This is a genomic window from Vibrio sp. CAU 1672 (assembly GCF_029223195.1).
In the GTDB taxonomy this organism is placed as follows: Bacteria; Pseudomonadota; Gammaproteobacteria; order Enterobacterales; family Vibrionaceae; genus Vibrio.
In genome coordinates this window covers 119,738-139,779 of sequence record NZ_JARHUF010000007.1, presented here as the reverse complement: position 1 = coordinate 139,779, position 20,042 = coordinate 119,738, and the positions used below count along the sequence as shown (strand labels likewise).

Annotated in this window: 20 protein-coding genes and 1 tRNA gene; 7 read left to right on the top strand and 14 right to left on the bottom strand. The window is 49.8% G+C overall.

The window, feature by feature from the left end; genetic code table 11:
• Nucleotides 1–395 precede the first annotated feature (395 nt).
• Nucleotides 396–1,829, top strand: coding sequence for a Na+/H+ antiporter NhaC (gene nhaC, locus P2G85_RS09045; RefSeq protein WP_275863768.1), 1,434 nt, complete (start codon nucleotides 396–398; stop codon nucleotides 1,827–1,829).
• 120 nt (nucleotides 1,830–1,949) lie between these two features.
• Here nhaC and P2G85_RS09040 read toward each other — a convergent pair whose 3' ends face one another.
• Together P2G85_RS09040 and yejK are read right to left on the bottom strand one after the other, a co-directional pair.
• Nucleotides 1,950–3,230 carry an Hpt domain-containing protein gene (locus tag P2G85_RS09040; RefSeq protein ID WP_275863767.1) on the bottom strand — a complete coding sequence of 427 codons (1,281 nt, stop codon included), beginning with the start codon at nucleotides 3,228–3,230 and terminating at the stop codon, nucleotides 1,950–1,952.
• Between the two features lie 105 nt (nucleotides 3,231–3,335).
• Nucleotides 3,336–4,334 carry a nucleoid-associated protein YejK gene (gene yejK / locus P2G85_RS09035; RefSeq protein WP_275863766.1) on the bottom strand — a complete coding sequence of 333 codons (999 nt, stop codon included), beginning with the start codon at nucleotides 4,332–4,334 and terminating at the stop codon, nucleotides 3,336–3,338.
• A gap of 85 nt (nucleotides 4,335–4,419) precedes the next feature.
• Between yejK and P2G85_RS09030 the strand changes: the two genes are divergently transcribed.
• The 5 genes from P2G85_RS09030 to P2G85_RS09010 all read left to right on the top strand — a co-directional run bounded on the left by P2G85_RS09030 (nucleotide 4,420) and on the right by P2G85_RS09010 (nucleotide 9,274).
• The gene (locus P2G85_RS09030; protein ID WP_275863765.1) at nucleotides 4,420–4,647 is read left to right on the top strand and encodes a YejL family protein; all 228 of its coding nucleotides are present in this window, start codon (nucleotides 4,420–4,422) and stop codon (nucleotides 4,645–4,647) included.
• 22 nt (nucleotides 4,648–4,669) lie between these two features.
• The gene (locus P2G85_RS09025; RefSeq protein WP_275863764.1) at nucleotides 4,670–6,481 is read left to right on the top strand and encodes a DUF3413 domain-containing protein; all 1,812 of its coding nucleotides are present in this window, start codon (nucleotides 4,670–4,672) and stop codon (nucleotides 6,479–6,481) included.
• Nucleotides 6,482–6,624: 143 nt separating this feature from the next.
• A tRNA-Ser gene (locus P2G85_RS09020) sits at nucleotides 6,625–6,715 on the top strand.
• Between the two features lie 502 nt (nucleotides 6,716–7,217).
• Nucleotides 7,218–7,985 (top strand): hypothetical protein, encoded by a 768-nt coding sequence (locus P2G85_RS09015; RefSeq protein ID WP_275863763.1) that lies wholly within the window; start codon nucleotides 7,218–7,220, stop codon nucleotides 7,983–7,985.
• A 353-nt stretch (nucleotides 7,986–8,338) separates the two neighbouring features.
• A complete protein-coding gene (locus P2G85_RS09010; RefSeq protein ID WP_275863762.1) occupies nucleotides 8,339–9,274 on the top strand; it encodes a universal stress protein in 936 nt (311 codons plus the stop codon).
• Nucleotides 9,275–9,337: 63 nt separating this feature from the next.
• Here P2G85_RS09010 and mnhG read toward each other — a convergent pair whose 3' ends face one another.
• The 10 genes from mnhG to P2G85_RS08960 all read right to left on the bottom strand — a co-directional run bounded on the left by mnhG (nucleotide 9,338) and on the right by P2G85_RS08960 (nucleotide 18,566).
• On the bottom strand, nucleotides 9,338–9,652 hold the full coding sequence (gene mnhG / locus P2G85_RS09005; RefSeq protein WP_275863761.1) for a monovalent cation/H(+) antiporter subunit G: 315 nt from the start codon (nucleotides 9,650–9,652) through the stop codon (nucleotides 9,338–9,340).
• Nucleotides 9,652–9,936 carry a cation:proton antiporter gene (locus P2G85_RS09000; RefSeq protein WP_275863760.1) on the bottom strand — a complete coding sequence of 95 codons (285 nt, stop codon included), beginning with the start codon at nucleotides 9,934–9,936 and terminating at the stop codon, nucleotides 9,652–9,654. Before P2G85_RS09000 ends, mnhG begins: the two co-directional genes overlap by 1 nt.
• Entirely contained in the window at nucleotides 9,929–10,405 is a 477-nt protein-coding gene (locus P2G85_RS08995) for a Na+/H+ antiporter subunit E (protein WP_275863759.1), read from the bottom strand. Before P2G85_RS08995 ends, P2G85_RS09000 begins: the two co-directional genes overlap by 8 nt.
• Complete coding sequence (locus tag P2G85_RS08990) at nucleotides 10,402–11,898, bottom strand: proton-conducting transporter membrane subunit (RefSeq protein WP_275863758.1); 1,497 nt, start codon at nucleotides 11,896–11,898, stop codon at nucleotides 10,402–10,404. Before P2G85_RS08990 ends, P2G85_RS08995 begins: the two co-directional genes overlap by 4 nt.
• Entirely contained in the window at nucleotides 11,898–12,251 is a 354-nt protein-coding gene (locus tag P2G85_RS08985; RefSeq protein ID WP_275863757.1) for a Na+/H+ antiporter subunit C, read from the bottom strand. The genes P2G85_RS08990 and P2G85_RS08985 overlap by 1 nt, the downstream gene beginning before the upstream one ends.
• Nucleotides 12,251–14,767: a hydrogen gas-evolving membrane-bound hydrogenase subunit E gene (mbhE, locus tag P2G85_RS08980; RefSeq protein ID WP_275863831.1), complete on the bottom strand. Its 2,517-nt coding sequence runs from the start codon at nucleotides 14,765–14,767 to the stop codon at nucleotides 12,251–12,253. The genes P2G85_RS08985 and mbhE overlap by 1 nt, the downstream gene beginning before the upstream one ends.
• 588 nt (nucleotides 14,768–15,355) lie before the next feature.
• Nucleotides 15,356–16,444 (bottom strand): hypothetical protein, encoded by a 1,089-nt coding sequence (locus tag P2G85_RS08975; protein ID WP_275863756.1) that lies wholly within the window; start codon nucleotides 16,442–16,444, stop codon nucleotides 15,356–15,358.
• 60 nt (nucleotides 16,445–16,504) lie between these two features.
• A complete protein-coding gene (locus tag P2G85_RS08970; protein WP_275863755.1) occupies nucleotides 16,505–16,762 on the bottom strand; it encodes a hypothetical protein in 258 nt (85 codons plus the stop codon).
• Nucleotides 16,763–16,834: 72 nt separating this feature from the next.
• Nucleotides 16,835–18,238: a hypothetical protein gene (locus P2G85_RS08965; RefSeq protein WP_275863754.1), complete on the bottom strand. Its 1,404-nt coding sequence runs from the start codon at nucleotides 18,236–18,238 to the stop codon at nucleotides 16,835–16,837.
• Nucleotides 18,239–18,302: 64 nt separating this feature from the next.
• Nucleotides 18,303–18,566, bottom strand: coding sequence for a hypothetical protein (locus P2G85_RS08960; protein WP_275863753.1), 264 nt, complete (start codon nucleotides 18,564–18,566; stop codon nucleotides 18,303–18,305).
• Between the two features lie 161 nt (nucleotides 18,567–18,727).
• Between P2G85_RS08960 and P2G85_RS08955 the strand changes: the two genes are divergently transcribed.
• Entirely contained in the window at nucleotides 18,728–19,186 is a 459-nt protein-coding gene (locus P2G85_RS08955; RefSeq protein WP_275863752.1) for an Lrp/AsnC family transcriptional regulator, read from the top strand.
• A 128-nt stretch (nucleotides 19,187–19,314) separates the two neighbouring features.
• Here P2G85_RS08955 and P2G85_RS08950 read toward each other — a convergent pair whose 3' ends face one another.
• On the bottom strand, nucleotides 19,315–19,494 hold the full coding sequence (locus P2G85_RS08950) for a hypothetical protein (RefSeq protein WP_275863751.1): 180 nt from the start codon (nucleotides 19,492–19,494) through the stop codon (nucleotides 19,315–19,317).
• Between the two features lie 169 nt (nucleotides 19,495–19,663).
• The gene (locus tag P2G85_RS08945) at nucleotides 19,664–20,023 is read right to left on the bottom strand and encodes a rhodanese-like domain-containing protein (protein ID WP_275863750.1); all 360 of its coding nucleotides are present in this window, start codon (nucleotides 20,021–20,023) and stop codon (nucleotides 19,664–19,666) included.
• Nucleotides 20,024–20,042 lie beyond the last annotated feature (19 nt).

The window sequence follows — 20,042 nt, the reverse complement described above, 5'->3', positions numbered from 1 at the left end:
TTCATTTTTCAACACAAAATCTCAAGTCTTAATTTGCAATTTGCCAAAACTTTTTTTCTTCTAACGTTGAGAGCATCACTTTATGCAGATACCACCTGTGTTATCAATTAAAACCCGGTAAATACTCCTCTCTCAATAACGCCAACTTGGCCAATGGTCTAACCAGTAGCCTCCAGACGCAACATCTGAAGCACACCTTCATTACACTACAGAACATTTTACCCCAATTAAAGCAAAGTTAATTGGCATAACATTTTACATGCAAACGTTTTTTCCGATTAATATCAAGTTAAAGTCGTAAAAATTCGAAATATAGTTTGGCTTAATGTATGTTGTGCGCCGATTTAAACAAGGAGCGTCCCCCTTCTATTGCTCCCGCTATGACAGAGGCACATATGAAGCAAGTTACCCCTCGCTTACCTAGCCTGATACAGGTATTTATCTCGCTGGGTCTGTTCTTACTCTTGGCTTTTTCCTTTACCGCCAAGCTTGATCTCCCTATTCAGCTCGCCCTATACATTGGCTGGTTTATCATCATGCTACTGGGCTTGAAACTGGGTCATCAGTATAAAGATCTGGAAAAATCCGCACTGGATGGTATCTCCAACGGTTTAGGGGCCGTACTGATCCTTCTCGCGGTTGGTGCACTGGTAGGTACCTGGATTTCAGGTGGTATTGTTCCAACCATCATCTACTATGGCCTGAAAGCCATCCACCCTTCGATCTTTTTGCTGGCAACGATGATCATCTGTTCATTGACAGCATTGGCAACCGGCACATCCTGGGGTGCGGCTGGTACAGCAGGTATCGCCATGATGGGTATCGGTCAGGGCCTTGGTGTTCCAGCCCCGATTACTGCAGGTGCAGTTCTTTCTGGCTGTTATTTCGGTGACAAAATGTCTCCTCTGTCTGACTCGGTAATTCTGGCCTCTTCCATGTCAAATGTTGAAGTCGTTGAGCACATCAAAGGGATGCTGCCGATTGCGTTGATCAGCTACATCATCACCGGTGTGATGTTTACCGCGTTTGGCTTCCACTTTGCCGGTAAAGTTGACATGAGCCAGGTGGAATCCGTGATCCAGGCTATGGAACAACAATTCTTTATCACCCCTTACTCTTTTGTACCGGTGATCATCGTACTTGGCCTGCTGGCGTTGCGCATGCCGTCCTTCCCGGTGATCAGTTTTGGTTCACTGCTAGGTATTATCTGGGCAGTGATGATTCAGGAAGTGAACTTCTTAACCGCATTTAACACCGCTTGGGCGCCATATGCGATTTCATCCGGGGTTGATTTTATCGACTCAATCCTCAACCGCGGTGGCATGTCTTCTATGCTGGGCTCGGTTGCTGTGATCGTATTTGGCCTCGGTTTTGGTGGCCTGCTGGATAAAGTTGGTGTACTGGAAACTATTGCCAAACTATTTGAAAAGCGAGTGCAAAATGCCGGTTCACTTGCGACCAGCACCATCGGTACCGCATTTATGGGTAACGTCTTTGGTTCGGCTATGTATGTATCGCTGATCCTGACGCCAAAAATCTGCGCGAAAAACTACGACCGACTGGGCTACCAGCGTAAGAACCTGTCCCGAAATGCGGAGTTTGGCGGCACCCTGACATCAGGGATGGTTCCTTGGAGTGATAACGGCATCTACATGGCCAGCATTCTGGGCGTCGCCACCCTTTCTTATGCGCCGTTCATGTGGTTAAGCTTTGTTTGTATCATTGTCACTATCGTCAGCTCTTACATGGGCTGGTTTGTAGACAAATGCGAACCCACCACTGCGGTTGCAGCCGATGCCGAGCATGAACTGAAGCAACAAACAGCCTAATCCATCAAAGAGCGCGTAATGCGCTCTTTTTTTACCTGTTAACAATTCATTCAGCAAGCACCAGATGGTGCGCAAGCTTGTCTGCCACCAAGACCACCACCTTATGGCGACGCTGGCACATCAGTGAACGAGTAACTGCTTACTCCTGAGAACATCGGCAGCGTACTGCGTCGTTTGTTGCAAAATATCCCTCAGCTCGCCCAATTTTTGCGGTGAAATGTCTTTACCGTGCTTGAGCAACGACTCAACCTCAGCAGCCACGTTGTGGAGTGGCATTGCACTCAGGCTACCGGATACCCCTTTTAGGCTATGCACCAGCCGCTGGGCGTGCTCACGATCTTCGCTGAGCAAACGCTGTAACTCTGCAACATCACCAGCATGATCGTCAATAAACAATTCCAACAGCATCCGTACCGAATCATGATCATCGGATAAAGAATCCAGCATTTGCCTGATGTCGATAAAAACAGCATCTGTGGCTATTTCTGCCATCCCGGCACCCGCTGGGTTTGGCTGGGTTTTATTATCCTTTTGCTCACCTTGTCGAGGCTCGGTTTCTGGTGATGAACCTTCTGGCTGCAGCGCTTCAACTGGCTTGGCCGCCGTGACCGGCGCATTCTCGGCGGTGCGTTTTTTTACGTATAACCACCACCCTAAAACCAACCAGACCAACACACCACAGGTAGTAAGCAGCAGCATCAGTACAAAGAGGTTACGCTGCAAGTTCGACTTGACCTGCATAAGTTGATGAGGCAAATCAGGGTTTAACAGGCGTTCGGCCAAGTTGCCGCTCTGGGCACGTCCGGAAAGAACCGTGGAAGTATTTGCCAGTAGCTTCTGAAACTCAGCTTGTTCCGGCTGCGGTAAGAGCAGGGATTGGGTAAACAAGTCATCCATGCCACGATAGACATCGGCGATACTCGCCGCGTCACTGAACATGGCCTCCAATACCAGTGCGCCAAGACGATAGTGCATGTCGACAAGTTCATGCTGCATTTCAGCAAATACCCGTCGCCGCTGATGAATCAGGTTTGCCAGCGATACCAGTTCACTATCATTGCCAATAAACGTATGGGCATCTTCCAGAAAACGATCCGTAGTAAACAGCAACTGCGTGATGTCCGGAGCAAACCACCCGCCGTTGCTCTCCGTTTCAAGCTGCAATCGAACCGCGTAAACCAACTGTAATTTCAGAGACACCTGATCGAGGTGTCGAATGCGAAGCGGTAAGTTAAAACGCAGCCCGCTGCGCACTTCATCCACTTCACTGCTTAATGCTTCAACGGTATGCATGATCTGAAAGGTATGTCGCGCCTGCTGCCATAACCCGGCCACAGCCAGCAGCCAAAGCGTTAAGAAAACCCCGAATGCACGGGTGAAACCACCTTGTCCCTGTTTCAATCCATGTTCCCCTCAACTGACACTCCAGCACCAGCATATAACATCCCTTGCCTGATAACAGTGTTCACTTCACATAAAAAAGAGAGCTCATGGCTCTCTCTAAGGTTAATTTCGGTTTAGCTGATCTTTTAAATTTGGCGGCGTCCCTTTGATGGTTAAAGTGTCCGTTTCTGGATCATAAAAAATCCGCTCACCCAATAATAAACTGTCAAAGCTGATGTTAAGCCCGCCGCCTGCACCAACAAATTTGGTCAGCTTACGCACGGTAGCACGATCGCCGGGGAAAGACTCTTCCAGCTCATAGCCCTGCTCCCGGGTAAAGTCCATAAAACTGGAGCCGTCCTGGCTCGCAGGCAGCTCTCCGGAAAGCTCTGAGATCTGCACTTCTTCACCGGCTTTGATCTGCTCATTGCAGTAATTATACACTTGCTTTTTGTACTCGTTGGCTTCCGGCTTTTCCAGCTTCGAATCGGCACAAAAATCATCGACTGCCTGCATCAATACCAGGTTCTGCTGCTTAGTATCCAGACCAATCTCCGCCTGCAAAAAATCCAGGAAAAAATCGGCCACTTTACGCCCGACCCGGCCTTTAATGTACGACAAGTAGCGGTTTGAATCTTTGTCTGTTTCATAGCTGGACAAATCTATTCGGGCTGCAATATCCATCTTACTGATATCGAGATAATCGGTAGCACTGATATCCAACCCCTCTGTGACCTTAAGACTTTGATTCATTGGCAAAATGCCGATAAACAGGTAGTCAGTCGCCAGGCTTTGGTACTCTGCGAACACCAAAATACCTTCATCTGCAAACGGATATTTGATCAGTTCGCCTTTCAGGCGGTTTGCACAAATTTGTGAGAAATCATAAAAATCTCTCTCTCCTTTACGCATTTCTTGAAGCCAAAACTGAAATTCGCTGTCTGACTGAAAAGACCCAAATCCTTTACCTGCTTTTGCATGAAAAACACGGTGCAATTCGGCAACGAGGTTTTCCGTCGAAGCATCGTTTTCCAGCGATGCCGGACGGAAATTTACCACCAGTTCGTCCTGATCGTTTTTACGCAACTGGTGTAGTATGACATTTGAGAGATGAAGGCTCATAGTGATTTAATCTTGCTACAAGGTTTAAGTTGTTGGGCATTGTAGGTTATCATAAGCCGCTTTTACTATCATTATTAGAGTCTTTATGCCGATTACATCTAAATACACTGACGAACAAGTAGAAAAAATCCTGACTGAAGTGGGCGCCGTGCTAGACAAGCATGCAGCCACACCAGAACTGACACTTATGATCGCAGGAAATATCGCTACCAATGTCTTAAATCAACGCGTTCCGGCTTCACAACGCCAGGCGATTGCTGAAAAATTTGCTCAGGCATTGATGTCTTCTCTTGAAGCTCCTCGAAAACACTAATCACGGATAATAGAACAAATACATGGTAGACAGCGGAAACTCATACGGCGAACGTGTATCACGACTGGTTGGTTGGGGACACTGGTTTGCATTTTTCAACATCGTCGCTTCGATGCTGATTGGCACACGCTATATTGTCCAGTCTCCTTGGCCAGAAACATTACTGGGGCAGTTTTACCTTGCTGCATCCTGGGTCGGCCACTTTGGGTTCCTGGTTTTCGCTCTCTACCTGCTGATTTTGTTTCCGCTGACGTTCGTTCTGCCATCCCGGAAACTGTTCCGCCTGGTGGCCGTAGTTTTTGCTACGCTGGGCCAAACCGTACTGCTTATTGATACTCAGGCCTATCAATCGATCAACCTGCACTTAACCCCGGTCGTCTGGGAGCTGTTGTTTAGTGACGACAAGAGCGCGCTCAGTGCCGACTTGCAGCACTTATTTGTAGTGATGCCGTTAATATTCCTGATCCAGCTTGGTCTCTCGGAATGGGTATGGCGTAAACAGCGCAAGCTGTCACACAAACATGTCGGCCGCCCACTGGCTGCGATATTTTTCCTCTGCTTTATCAGCAGTCACGTGATTTACATTTGGGCCGATGCCTATTTCTATAACCCGATCACCAGCCAACGAGCTAACTTCCCGCTGTCGTACCCGATGACAGCCAAGAGTTTTATGGAGAAGCACGGGTTATTGGATCGCGAAGAATACTTAAAACGACTGGAAGAAAATCAAGACAATGTCGATTTGGTGCATTACCCGCTCGAAGATCTGAAGTTCAACCGTCGTGGCAACAAGCTGAATGTGCTAATGGTCAGTGTCAATAATCTGCGTACCGACGCGCTAAACGACACGCAAATGCCCAACACCTATCAGTTTGCCCGGGATAATCAAAATTTTGTCAATCATTACAGCTCAAGTAATGATACCTATGGTACGTTCGGCTTGTTTTACGGTTTACCAAGCAGTTACGCCAGCAGCATTAAAGCGCAAGGCACGGCACCGGTATTACTTGCAGCACTGAAAAAACAAGGCTACCAGTTTGGTTTGTTTAGTGGCAATGGTTTCAGCGACAGTCTCTACCCGGAGATGGTCTTCCGCAGCTTGAACCTGGCCAAGCAACTGGATGGTTCCCAGCCACAAACTGACCAAGAGTCACTGGCGGCATGGAACACCTGGCTGGCGGAACAAGCCAAATCACCTTGGTTTAGCTTTATCGAAGTAACAACGGTGGATAACTACGAGTCCCAGCCATCCGAGGGTAATCAAGCTGAGGCCACGGCCAGTGAACAGTTCAAACAGGCTTACAGCGAAGCGGTGACGGCAGCGGACCACAACGTGGCTGAAATCATCGCGTCACTTGAAGCGAACCAACTGTTAGACAGTACCATAGTGATCATTACCTCCAATCACGGCAGTGAGCTGAATGACACCGGGACCAATAGCTGGGGGGCGAACAGCAACTATAGCCGTTATCAGTTACAGGTACCTATGGTCATTCATTGGCCCGGCATGCTACCAGCCCGCTTTGAGCACAGTACCAGCCATTTGGATCTGTCGGTTACCCTGTTACAAGACATGTTGGGGGTATCATCCAAACCAAGTGACTACAGCAGCGGACGCAACTTATTTGATGAAACTCGCCGCCGCTGGATACTGGCGGGTGACACACGTGAAATCGCTCTCATTACCGAGTCACACACCACAGTGATCGATAAGTTTGGTAACTATAAGTTGTATGACGAGAACTACAAACGTCTGCGCGACACCAATCCGAAATTGCCGACCCTGATGCAAGGATTAACCGAGCTGCAGCGTTTTTACGCCAAAAACGACTAACGGTGCCCAGTTTGCTTATGTTCCGAGTAAGCTGTTGTGGATTTGTGTGACAGCAAGTCACGCAGAGGTGTACATATTTTATCCAAACAGTTTAATAAGGGCTTTACAACGAATTCAAAGCCTTATATTATGCGCCCCACAACGGAGAGATGGCTGAGTGGTTGAAAGCACCGGTCTTGAAAACCGGCATACGTTAATAGCGTATCTAGGGTTCAAATCCCTATCTCTCCGCCACATTTAAAAAGCCCGCTAAGTTATTAGCGGGCTTTTTGCTATTTGCGTTCACAGGACAGGTTTGTGGCAACAGCCTGAAAAATACTCTCTAATGAGTATCAGTATCTATCTCCGCACCGCTTTTCCATTGCCAGCACAGACAAATCTCCTATTAAAAAGGATTGACTCCAGCGGCTAAACCAACCGCAATATATCAACCTGCACCCCACTTCTGGCATATAACCCGAACCATTTACAGTTTGTTACTTATTATCGATATCTTGATAAGACAAGTTGTCTTGTCATAGTTTCGTTCATTATCACCCACAGCCTTACGCTCCGCTTAGCCCCTTTACCTCTTTGAGCTTATCACACCAGTAGAGATGTACGGGATCTCCTTCCAAATGTGATTTCGTCGTTTAGCTCTTTTTTGTAAATATCTGGCCGAACTGAAATCAACCTCTTGATCTCTACGAAGAAAGGAAGCCGAGTAGTGAATCAAGCGCAATTAAGAGAACCCAAAATGAAAAAATTATTAACTACGGCTTCTATGCTTGCCGCTATTTCGGCTCCGGTAATGGCCGAGGAAAGCCAAGTAATCGACCCTTCTGACTTAACGCGTGTTTATACTCAGGCGGCATTCTTTGTGACCTCTGACGCAGACATCCGCGTTTCATCAATGCTGACCGGTTCGTGGACTGAAAACATCCAGTTTGGTGGTTTCATCGAAGGTAACTTCGGCGACAATAAAGCGGAACCGGGCAAAGATACCATGGGCCTCAATTACTTAGGCTCTCGCGCTCAATACTTCCAGGTGTCCCCGATCGACAGTAAGCTTTTTCCTCGCGTGGGCTTCATGACCGACCTGATTCACGAAAAAACCACCGGACTGGATGACACAACCTTACTTTCGGTAGGTGCTATCGGTATGATCAACCCCGCTTACACTGGCGGTGTAATGCTGTTCCCGAATGTAAACTACACCGTGGGTGAAGTATTTGGTAAGAGCGCCGATGGTTACATGCTAAACATGTTTTTGACCAAAAACATCGGGGATTCTGGTGCATTTATTCAGGCATGGCCTGAGTACTACAAAGCTTCAGGCGATGTGGTAGAAATCGAATCAACCGCTTTCAACATGATGTTTAACGCACCGATCAAAAGTGACCGTACGCAGTGGCTAATGACAAAACTGCAGTATGCTGCCAGCGATGTGGTGCTGCCAAACGGTCACTCCATTGAAAACGACTATGAGCTAAAAGCTGAAATTGGTGTGAAGTGGTTCTTCTAACCATCGGTTAACTCTGCTGTGTCCCTGCACCCTGTCTCTCATGGTCGGGGATCTTAGCCCTGGCCCCGGTCCTCAGCCGGGGGCCAAGGTTCAGTTTACGTGGCCAGCCCATTTATAACTGTTTCAAATAGCCAACATCTCAACACCCCCACCGGTTAGTACTTTATGCCAGCCAGTGCACCTTCTCCCTTCGGTGTCACCAGGGTAGGTTTATCCCTCTCATTGCTTTTCTCTATCCACCCGCTGTGTGGAGCTAATTTCCTGTCCGATAAGATGAAATTCATCATCCTTTACACATTATCATTGGCAAACCCCGCCGACAGGGTCAACACTGAAAGTACAAGGAGGCGGGTATGAAAAAATTCAAAAATATCTTGTTCACCACACAAGGCCTAACCGACGACAATGAGTCTTTAACCCAGGCGATCAGCTTGTCAGCCAACAATCAGGCGCAATTGCAGGCGCTCGTAGTGTGCCCGGCGTTGCCCGACAATATGGTTCAATATCAGGAAACTTATGAGAACTCGCTGTATGAGTCTCTTTATACGACGATTCGCGCCATACAAGAGCAACAACAGTTCACTGAGCACGAGGTTTCCTTTCCGGTTCGTGTCGTCAGTGGCGAAAAACCGGCAGTACGGATCATTCAGCATATTCAGCATCACTCACATGATCTGCTGATCAAAAGCGCGGAGCCTCTGGAAGAAGATGACGACGGATTTAAAGCCATCGACATGACCTTGCTGCGAAAATGCCCCTGTCCGGTATGGTTGAATCGCCCGATAGCCAAACCGCACCATCACCGCCGTGTCGCGGTAGCCATTGATCCGGTGGTCACTGCGCCTGAAACCAAAGCACTCTGTTTGCGTTTACTCGAGTTGGCCCGCTCAATTGCAGACACCTGTGACAGCCGTCTGCATATCATTTCCTGCTGGGAGTATCAGCTTGAGCACTATCTGCAGGATAATGTGTGGATTAAGGTTCCGGAAGAAGAGCTCAATGCAGAGATTGAGTCAGCAAAAGTGAAACACCGCGAAGCCCTGCAAGCATTAATTGATGAATCCGGACTGTCTGGTGAGTTTCTGATCCACCATTTACACGGCACAGCGGATACAGAGATCCCCGACTGCGTTGAGCGCGAGGAAATCGATGTATTAGTGATGGGAACACTGGCACGCTCAGGCATTCCCGGCTTTGTGATCGGCAATACCGCTGAAAATATCCTGCAGTCAGTCAATTGTTCTCTGGTAGCACTCAAACCACAAGGGTTTGTTTCACCAATCAGCTAAGCCTTCACTAAACAGCACAAGTGAACGGCGTAAAAATACTGGGCCAAAGTCGCGTACTTTGGCTCACACGGAGCCGCTATCACTTTTTCTTTTGCGCCACATTTTATATCCGCGACGCAACATCGTTTTGCCCAGTAAATGCGCCGCCACCGGTGCGGTAAGAAAAATAAATAATACCGTCCCTACCACGCGTGACCACACGCTAATATCTTGCAATGACAAAGCAACGGCCAACAGAATAAATACCAGACCAATCGTACCGGCTTTGGTTGCCGCATGCATACGTGTGTAAAGATCTGGTAAGCGGACAATGCCGAGGCTGGCAATCACCATAAACAACGTACCAATCAACAGCAATAACCCGACCAATAACGCCATCACTTCACCTTTTTGGTCTTTTGTGCTGCGATGAAGCGCGCGAAGGCGATGGTACCTAAAAAGGCCACCAGCCCGAGGGTGATCGCGATATCCAGCAAGGATTTTTGCCCACTGTCCAGGGTATAGACGGCAATAAAACCAATGGTGAGGAAAGCAATTAAATCCAGGGCGACTACTCTGTCTGCCAGTGTCGGTCCGCGCGTCAAGCGGACAAACGACAGCACAAAGCTGACCAACAGTCCCAGATAGGCCAGGCTGATACTCAACGATAAGAACTCATTCACGAGTCACCTCCAAAAGCTTGCGCTCCAGTCCCTGCTTGATCTCCCTGATCACCACCTCATGATCAGGGGCAAACATCACATGTACACTGAGGTATTTTTTATCCGGGGTAACATCCAGGCTTAAACTGCCCGGCGTCAGTGAAATCATATTGGCCAGCAAGGTGATCTCTAAATCACTCGATGCATCCAGCGGCACATAAACGATATCAGGCTCACTCAGATGCTGTGGCGTAACCACATCCCACACCACTCGCAGCGCCGAGGCCAGCATCTGATAGCTAAAGTAAATTAATAAAGTAAACGCAGATTTAAAACGTCGGAAATATCGGCTGTGCCAGCCAAAGGGCTGACCCAACTTCAAGGCAATCAATCCGACCAAAAAACCGGTCGCGAAATCCATACTGGAATACTGACCGTTCAGCAGCATCCAGGCAAAGGCAAGAAAAAGATTGAGTAAAAAGTAGTTCATGGTCTCCCTCCCAACACCGCCTCAAGGTACCTCTCGGGATTAAGTAACTGCTCAGCCGCTTGCTCAGCAACGTCATAAAAAGGCTCTGCGGCCAACCCGATGCAGATGGTGATCGAGGTTAATGTGAGCATGGGAACGTAGTACAGCCAACGTGTTCCCGGTGACAGTGGCGTCAGCTGCAGTTTTTGCGGCGGCGCTTTCCAAAACGCCTCACTCCAAATCTTGGTCATTGAAAAAACCGTGAGCAATCCCACCACCAACGCAACAGCGGCAAGCAGATAATGCTGCGTGACAAACCCGGCTTTGATGACCAGGAACTTACCCCAAAAACCTGACAAAGGCGGAAAGCCAGCCAACGAGAAAGCGGGGATAATAAAAAGAAACGCCAGACCCGGCATCGCCTGGTACGCTCCCCCGAGTTGGCGTAGCTGATCAGTACCACATCGTCGTTGCAATACGCCACCGATCAAAAACAGATTGGCTTTAACAATAATATGATGGATGAGATAAAACACCGCTCCGGCGATCGCCAGCGGAGTATAGAGCGCTAAGCCTAAAACCATATAACCGATCTGGCTAATGATATGGAATGACAAGATCCGTTTCACGCTGTACTGGCTGGCTGCGCCTAACACGCCGGTTAACATCGTCAGCCCCGCTACCCACAGCAGCATCTCTTGCCAGCCGCTTTGATCCAAAGGAAAGACAAGGGTGAAGAGCCTGAACAACGCATAAACTCCAACCTTGGTGAGTAACGCGGCAAACAATGCCACGACAGCACTGGGCAACGTATGGTAAGAGGCCGGCAACCACGCAAAGAGTGGAAACAGCGCGGATTTGAGGGCAAAAGCAAACATAAACAGCACCGCCAGCAATGCAGATGTCTCAAACGGCAGCGTAGCAACTTTATGATGCAGATCAGCCAGGTTGAGCGTCCCGGTAACACCATACAAAACACCAATCGCCAGCAGCAGCGTCATGGTCGAAATGAGGTTTAGCGTGACATACTTGATCGCCCCGTCAATTTGCCTGCGCTGAGCATCCAGCACCATCAGGCCAAACGAAGCGATCAACATCACTTCAAACCAGACGTAAAGATTGAACATATCCCCGGTAAGGAAAGCGCCATACACCCCGGCTAACAACACATGAAAAAGCACGTGGTAGAGCCCATACGAAGGTCGGCTGGATATATCCGCTATGGCATAAATCACAATCACCATCCCGATGATGGCACTGACAAACACCATAACGGCACTAAACGAATCGGCGACAAACACAATGCCAAATGGTGCTATCCAGCGGCCAAAGGCAACGGCTTGAGGCCCGTTTGCAAGCACCTCCTGCAACAGACACACCGTGATCAGCAACACTAGTAAGGCACTGAAGCCGCTCAGTAACGACAGGCCACGCACGTAACTACGCAGAAAATACCCAACCACGCTGGTCAGCACAGGAATGATGATCGGTAATGTCAGCCATAATGACGCCATCAATCCTCCTGCTCCGAGTCCTGCATTGCATCCACATCTGCAGTACCAGATTCACAATAAGCCCTGTAAAACAGCAACAACGCAAATACCGTCAGACCAAACCCAATCACGATAGCCGTGAGAATTAGAGCCTGAGGTAGCGAGTTGGCAGCCCCTTCAGGCGGGAGTAAAGCGTCTTTGTGAATCAAAGGCGGGCTGCCTGCCGTCATACGGCCAGCAGTAAAAATCGCCAGATTGACGGCATTACTGAGCAAAATCAAACCAAACAGAATACGTAACACATGTCGCTCCAGCAGCAGATAGACCCCCACAGCGACAAAAATACCCACCACCACACTCCATACCGCTTCCATTAGCCCAGCTCCTCATTCACCCGTAGTAATACCGTCATCACCGCCCCGACCACGGCAAAATAAATACCGATATCAAACAGTAACGGTGTGCCAAGTTTCACCCCCTCCAGCCACCACAGCCCCGTCAGGAAGGGGAGCCCTTGCAGCAGGCTTACCCCACCAGAGAACAACGCCAGCAGGATCCCAAACAGGGCGACGTTCAGTGGTGGATAACGCAACCTCTGTTTCACGTAACGAGTCGATTCCGAAAACATAAGCAGGGACAGGCCAATCACAGCAATCAATGCGCCAATGAACCCGCCGCCTGGTGCGTTGTGGCCACGTAATAACAGGTAAAAGGAAAACACCATCATAATCACCGCCACGATATGGGCGGTGGTACTGAAGATTAATGACTGAACCTTATCGGCTTTTTGTGCTAATCCCTTGACGAGCCCTGCAGCTGACATCGCCGCGATCACCACCACCAGCGCTTCGCCCAGGGTGTCCAGGGCCCGGAAATCGACCAAAATAACATTCACAATATTCCGCCCATGACCACTGGGTACACTGTTGTGGGCAAAATAGTCCGGCAAACGCATATCTAATGGTGATGCGGTTATCGACATCAATAACAAAGTAACCGATACACCGATAGCAATGGCAATCAAGGCATTAAACAGCCGCCGCCCGCGTGAATGAGGTATTACCGAACCCAGAGTGGGCAGGTGGCGCAGTAACAAGGCCAGAAAAACCACGATTAATGTTTCGACCAGTAACAAGGTCTTGGCAACATCCGGCGCACTGTACAGCATAAAAACTAACGTGGTCATAAAACCGATCCCTCCCAGAGCTGAGACAGACAACAGACGACGCGAGGAAACCACGCAAAGAAGTGCTCCTGAAATAAGGATCAAGGCGATACCGACTTCGTAAAAATGCACTTCGCGTAACGAGTCGGCCAGCGTGAGGTCGAGCCCCGGCAGGCGACTGAGCAGCAATACAGTTAAGACGGCGAAGCAAACCAGTACATACACACTAAGTCGTTTGGCTTGCAGCAACCTCGTTTGCCAGCCTGCGAGCTGAATTAACCGGTCCACGGCCTTTTGATACAACGAGCTGGCGCTGGGCAACAGTGCCATCCACCGATTCAACCACTGGCTAAAATGAGGTAGCCAGTGGTAAAGCAACCCAGCCACCAGTACTGTAACCCCACTTAACAGCAAAGGAAGATTAAAACCATGCCAGAGCTTCACAACCATTGGTTGGGCCTGAGGGCTGACAGCAATCAGGCCGGGGGAAATCAGGTTCAGCTGCAACCAGCTCAAACCTATCAGCGGAACCGCCACACTCGCCAGTGCCAGCAGCATGGGAGGCAGCCAAAAACCGATGTCCGACTCAATACGCTTGACCTCACCACAGGTTGCAGGCTTATCATTCCCGGTAAAAAACGGACCCAGTACCAGCCGCAATGCCAAAGCGCCCATCAGCCCGTTGACCACCAGTAATGTCACCACACCAGTTATTGTCGTCTCCAACCCGGCTTTATACATGTATTCCTTACTCAGGAATCCGAGTAGCGGGGGCAGCCCGGCTTTGGATAACGCGGCAATGGCAGCAGCGACAAAACTGAACACCAGCCAGGCTCTCAGCCCCGATAATGCCGCAATTTCCCGCGTACCGGTGGCTTTGTCGATGTTGCCAACCACCATAAACAATGCAGCTTTATAAAACGCATGGGCAAGGATAAAAAGCAGTGCGGCAGTAATGGCCGTTTCTGTACCCAACGCCAGGAGCAGGGTTAGTTTACCCAGAGCAGAGTTGGTGCTGTAGGCCAGCATCAGTTTAAGATCGGTCTGCCGGACTGCCAGTAATGCCGCCCATACGGCAGTAGCGCCACCGGTGATCCCCAGGGCATAGCTCCATACCTCACTGTCAGCATATATCGGCGACATCCGGGCAAGCAGATAAATCCCGGCTTTGACCATAGTTGCCGAGTGCAAATAGGCGCTGACCGGGGTCGGCGCTGCCATGGCGCTCGGTAACCAGAAGTGAAACGGGAACTGCGCCGATTTGGTAAACGCCCCGGCAAGGAGCAGAATGAGTGAAGGTAAGTACAGCGGGTGCTGCTTGATAGCGGAAGCCTGAGCAAAGATAACGCTTAACTCGTAACTGCCAGCGATGCTGCCAAGCATGATTAGCCCCGCCAGCAATGCCAGCCCTCCCGCACCGGTGACCAGCATAGCCTGAAGGGCACTTTGGCGTGATTTTTCAGCTTGATGTTGATACCCGATCAGCAGATAGGAAGTCAGGGTGGTCAATTCCCAAAATACAAACAGCAGAATGATATTGTCGCTCAGCACCAGCCCAAGCATGGCGAGCATAAACAGGCTGAGATAGAGATGAAAGACGACCTGGTTGTGTGTATCACGCATATAGGACATGGCATAAAACTGCACCATGGCCCCGATAGCACAGATCAACCCGGCAAACAGCATCGACAAACCATCGAGCCTGATACTGAAATCCACCCCCATCGAGGGCACCCACGCAATGCTCGACAGATACGGCGCACCAGTCTGATAAACATCAAGCAGTACCGTCAGTAAAATAACCGGGATAGCCACAAAAACCAGTAACGCGTAGTGTTGTAGCCGCTGCCTGGATTTGGGCTGAGCATGCGAGTTCAAGGCCATATGCGTAACGTTTGGTCTCACCGTTTTGCCACAGAGTTACGTTTAAGCCTAATCCACGCCGGCTGGTTACGTGGATAAATTTCATAAATTTTATTAGTTAATAACGGATTGATACATGTTCTGCTTTTGTTCTGCTTTAAGCCTGGTTATTGCTCAAGCACATCGCCAGACGAACGTGGGGTAACCAGGCCTGGGTGCAATCAGAACAGGGCATGCTAGGGGGAAAAACGACCGTTAAGAAAAGGGCACTTCAGCCTAGCCCTCTTCTTCATCTGTGAGCGTTAGTAAGTCACATCTACCGCGCAGTCATCAACCTGCGTGGCTTTGTATTGCTCCCATTTTAACATTCCTTTTCTCTTGTTGCGTGGCGATACTTCTCTGTCAGACGGGTGTAAAGCAACCACCAGGCCATCCGGTACAAAAGTCCGTTCAGTTTTGTGGCTCCGCTTTACTGGCCTGCTCAAAAACAAATGAAAAATCGGAGTGATAATCAAGCGCCTTAGCATCAGTGGTTTTAGCGATCTTTGCATGCAGATGGCAGCTAACGCAGTTATCGTCCTGCACATAGGTTTCCATGGAGGTGTTGGCCAGCCTGCCACCGTTGGTCGAGCGGAAATCACTTTCCTGATTGGCCCGGGCGCTATTGGTCCACAATACGTCCACCAACTCGTAGTTACGCATTACACTGTCCGCACCAAACACGGCCTGAACCGATCGGTTAAGAGCATCAATGCTGTCGGGAATGGGGTTTAAACGCACAACTTGAGTGGGGGTCATGCCTGTAATGCTGGTAGGTGAAGTGTTGGGCAGACCACACTTATCCGGCTCACAGCCCTTGCGGTACAAGCTGTACCAAGGCTTGTCATCATTGATGCTGCTGCCCTCGCCCTTGCTGGGCGCATTATTCTGATGCTCAAACGAGCTCCAGATAAACTGGTTTTTGAGCGGGTCTTTATGAATAATATGCAGCCCGATAAGCCCGACCACCTGTGACGAGCACTTGGGCAGAGCTTCACTGTCCGGCTCCGCTGGCTCGACGATATAGGCGGTACTGGTAATGAACGAACGAGCGTGTCGCGCCAGCTCTGGCTGGGTCAGGATTCGCCACGACGCTTTAATTTCTGTCGCGCCGGTGTTTTGCCCAAGAGGTCCTTGTTCAGCGAGCTTACCTTGCGGAAGTTGGATACAGGTACCGGGCCCTGGCACCGCACTTTTCCCTGAGCACTTATTCTGCACAAATGCTTGTTGCCCGGTGACCGTTTGCAGATCATTTTCGATGAAATAATTGTACTCTGCGACGTTTACCAGCTGCTGGTAATAGATAGGGTTACCGTTAACATCGCGCAGCACCGCAACATGTCCCCGCGATGCGCCACCGGCACTGGCCTGAAGATAATCCGTCAATACCATAGCCGGGGCCAGCTGTTTGTCATCGACACAAAACTCAGGAATGCTGGCCGGCTCTCCCCAATCAGGCACCTCGCTCCCGGGGCGACCGATAAAGCGACTGACATCCATATAGGTTTGCCACAAGCGCGGGTGATTGAGCAGAGCGGTGTTGGGTTCCGGAATGCCGATCTAGCGGACAGAAACCCCCGTAAGGGGTTGCTGCTGACTCGCAGGCCAGTTGAGCGCAGCAAATGTCTGCCACATAAAGCAGTTCATTACCTCCTGATCCGGCAGTAGTAAGTCGTCCGAGTTAGACAAAAAACCGCTCGCGTTTGGTTCCATCGCAGCAATGCTCGCTTGACAAGAGCGTTTGTCAGCAGCGGCAGGAGCACCCAAGCTGCTCACAAGCAGGAGCAACAGCAGACAGCCTCTGTTGAGCTTAATCATAATTATTCTCCTTGGTCGTTGACTCAAACGGCATAAGACTCCCTTCACCCTATACCGTTTAAGTTTTCCGTTTTATTCCAGCACAATCGCCATGCCATGAGCCCACAGAAGAGGCTGAGTGCATTGAGCTGCGGACAAGGCCAGTTTTACCAAGCCAACCGGGGCCTGGACAGAGGTTGTAACCGTCAGGTAAACCACGTCTATCGACTCGAGTTCGGTCCCCCCGGATAGTATCCTCTCAACCTTGCGAATATCATCGACAACAGCTTCAATACCCTCAACATCAAACCGCACTGAAATATCAGAGGCTTGGATTCCCTCCTCCAGATCACTTACCGTCAGCGCATAGCAATTGGTTTGTCCGCGGATCAGGCTGCACGGCAAATCGGAAACCGACTCGGCTTCAAATAACGTGAATGGTTGCAGTAGATCCGGTTTTGCTTGTGGATCGGGGCGGCTGACGACACATCGGTAGGCCTCGTCCTGGCGCGCCGAAGAATTAAACATCGGCTGGAGATAAAGCCCGACCGACAGGTAGCGCGCTATAACACTGGCATGGGTGATCCGGTCTTGATTAATGCGGCAATCTTCAATGCCAAAACCCGCCGACGCCGGGATCTCAAAACTGGCTTGCAGGATATAGCTTCGCTCTGACGTCACCAACCCGCGCTCTACCACCCAGTACTCACAGAGATCTTCCCCGTTCGGGCCTTTCCAGTCATCTAAACTCGGCTGTTGCAAGTACAAGCCCACCGGGTTGGCCAGGGTGGCAACGTTAGCAGCACCACCGGAAAGGCTGGGAAGATATTGGGTAATGGTATTAACCGCTTGCCCGATATGCGGATCCGAGTTGCGGTACGGCTGACCGAACTGGCCGCAACAGAGCAGGGTTTCTTCATCCGTATTGCCGCATTGGCGCAAAGTAGTTGCCGCAGCACCGAGCTCTATCTCGGCACTCAGGGTATTGGGTGGTGACTTCAGGTGCATTGCACCGCCGCATTGTCCCGCAACATGCATTGTCCCCGAGTTCCATTTATTGGTCGGATTATAAGCGGGCCGGCCGGTGGTAGGATCAACCACAACACGTTGACCATCTTTAGAGCGTAAATACAGATCTTCCAGTTTCACGGCCGGATCGACATAACACTGATACAGTTTAAGTACTGCTTCGGGACTCACCTGCCACAAAGTAAAATAATAGGCCGGGTTTTCACAGGTAAAAACAATGCGCTTCATCTTGCCCTGTTTGTCGTAGGTAATCGACCACTCACAATATTCATCCAACCAGCCGCGTGCTCCCTGAGGGGCGTATGGCTGGCTTTGGGGCTGCCCGCTGCACAGTGACTTACTGCTCGGCGCGGTCAGGATTTGTTTTTCATCAATCCCACCGTCTTTGTACAAGTAATAAGTCTGCTGCGTGCCCGGCTCAGTAATGCAGCCCCGGTCCGCCAACTCATTAAGTTGCTCTTCACTCAAAGGCTAGCTTAACTGGCTGTTAAAACCAGATATATGCCCCTCGCCATAAAACTTGCTCAGCCGGTTAGGAAATGCATGCCGGGTAAACAGGACGATCAAATACCGGCCCCAGTTCTTTACCTAACGGGTTCTGGTAATTACTGCGATCACTGTTGTTTTCATCACTCCAGGGATTACCCTGAATCGCCGACTGGGTCCAGCCGTCAACATAAGCACTCCAAAGCTTATCCAGTTTCGACGCCAGCTCGGGCATGCCGACAGCCTCCAAATCCTTTTTCCCCTGCCAGGCTGGCGTGTCAAAAGCAGTGAGTAGGTGGGTCTCTTTCATATTGTCTCCTAGCAAACGCGACGTTGTTGGTTAGTTGAGTGAACGGCACAGACCGTTCGTATTTACCTTTGCTATTATATGAATGTATTTGAATAATAATTTTGCGTATTTGATAGTGAATATCGACAATTATTCAACGGCTAGGTTAAGCAGAGAAAAACATGGATGGATTTGATTTAAGCATACTCAAAGCGCTGCAAAAGGATGGCACCGCCAGCCTCGAACAGATTGGCAATAAGATTGGACTGTCACCACCAGCCTGCCACCGCAGGATCAAACGCCTGGAGGAACAAGGCATCATCACCGGGCGAGGCGTTTTAATCGATAAGCGCAAAGTCGGCATCGAGATCACGGCTTTTTTCTCTGTTGAGTTACATGATGACTCTGCCGACATTGACAGTGTGATGGAGCGCTTTGTGCGGGAAAACCCGGAAGTGGTGGGCTGTTACCTGGTGTCAGGCAATATGGACTTCCTGCTGATCACCAAGTTTAAAAGTGCGATTGAATACACCGACTACATTTATCATTTTTTGGATTACTACCACGACATTCCGATCAAAACCTACCGCTCAACATTAGTGGTACGAACCCTGAAACAAACCCACGAGCTGCCGATTTAACCGGTTTGCAAACACAGCAAAACCCCTCACCACCGAATCAACGCCGGTTATCGACAGTAGGGGGTTGGGGGGAATTAAGGTGAAAAAGCGTCAGGCCTGTACACGCGCACAGGCCAGTGAGGGAAAAGTTATTTCAACTCTTGAGTCAGGCTGAGCTCATCCTGGGGAGTGGTAGTAACGCTGGCCGTCTGCATTTGGTGATCCAGATAACCATCGTAAGAACACTCTCCGATATCGTTCCTCGGGCAAACAGCTATGCGATTTCTATCGACCATTTCAGTTCTGCAAATCGGGCAATATCTTTCCATAATAACCTCCCTTCACGTTGGCGTACCCGCCGGAGTATCCGGCGGGCGTTAATCCTAACTGTAGTACCCTTTAAACCACACGGTGTATTTTCTTTATTAGAGCTTACTTCTGTTTACAATCTATTACACTGTCTGCCGAAACGGTTTATGCCTGACTGGCCGCAGCAAGTTATTCACCTCTCTGTACGCTTCGCATCTCCTCTAAGCCGCCGGCATTGTGGACTTGGGTATAACCTTGCGAAATCAGGTAATCAAACGCCTTGCCTGATCGGTTACCACTGCGGCAATACACCACTATCGGTTGTGACTTATCAATCAAAGCCACATGAGAAACAAACTCAGACAACGGGTAATTACGCGCATGCTCCAGATGGCCGGCCGCAAATTCCTGCGGCGTCCTGACATCAATCAGCAAAGCCCCCTGCTCGACCAGCCGCCAGCCCTGTTCAGCACGTTCAGAGGCATGAGCGCTCACACTAGTAAGTGTAAAGCTGAACATGACCAGTACCATCGAGATAAGCATTTTCATTCCTAATTATCCTTTTAAC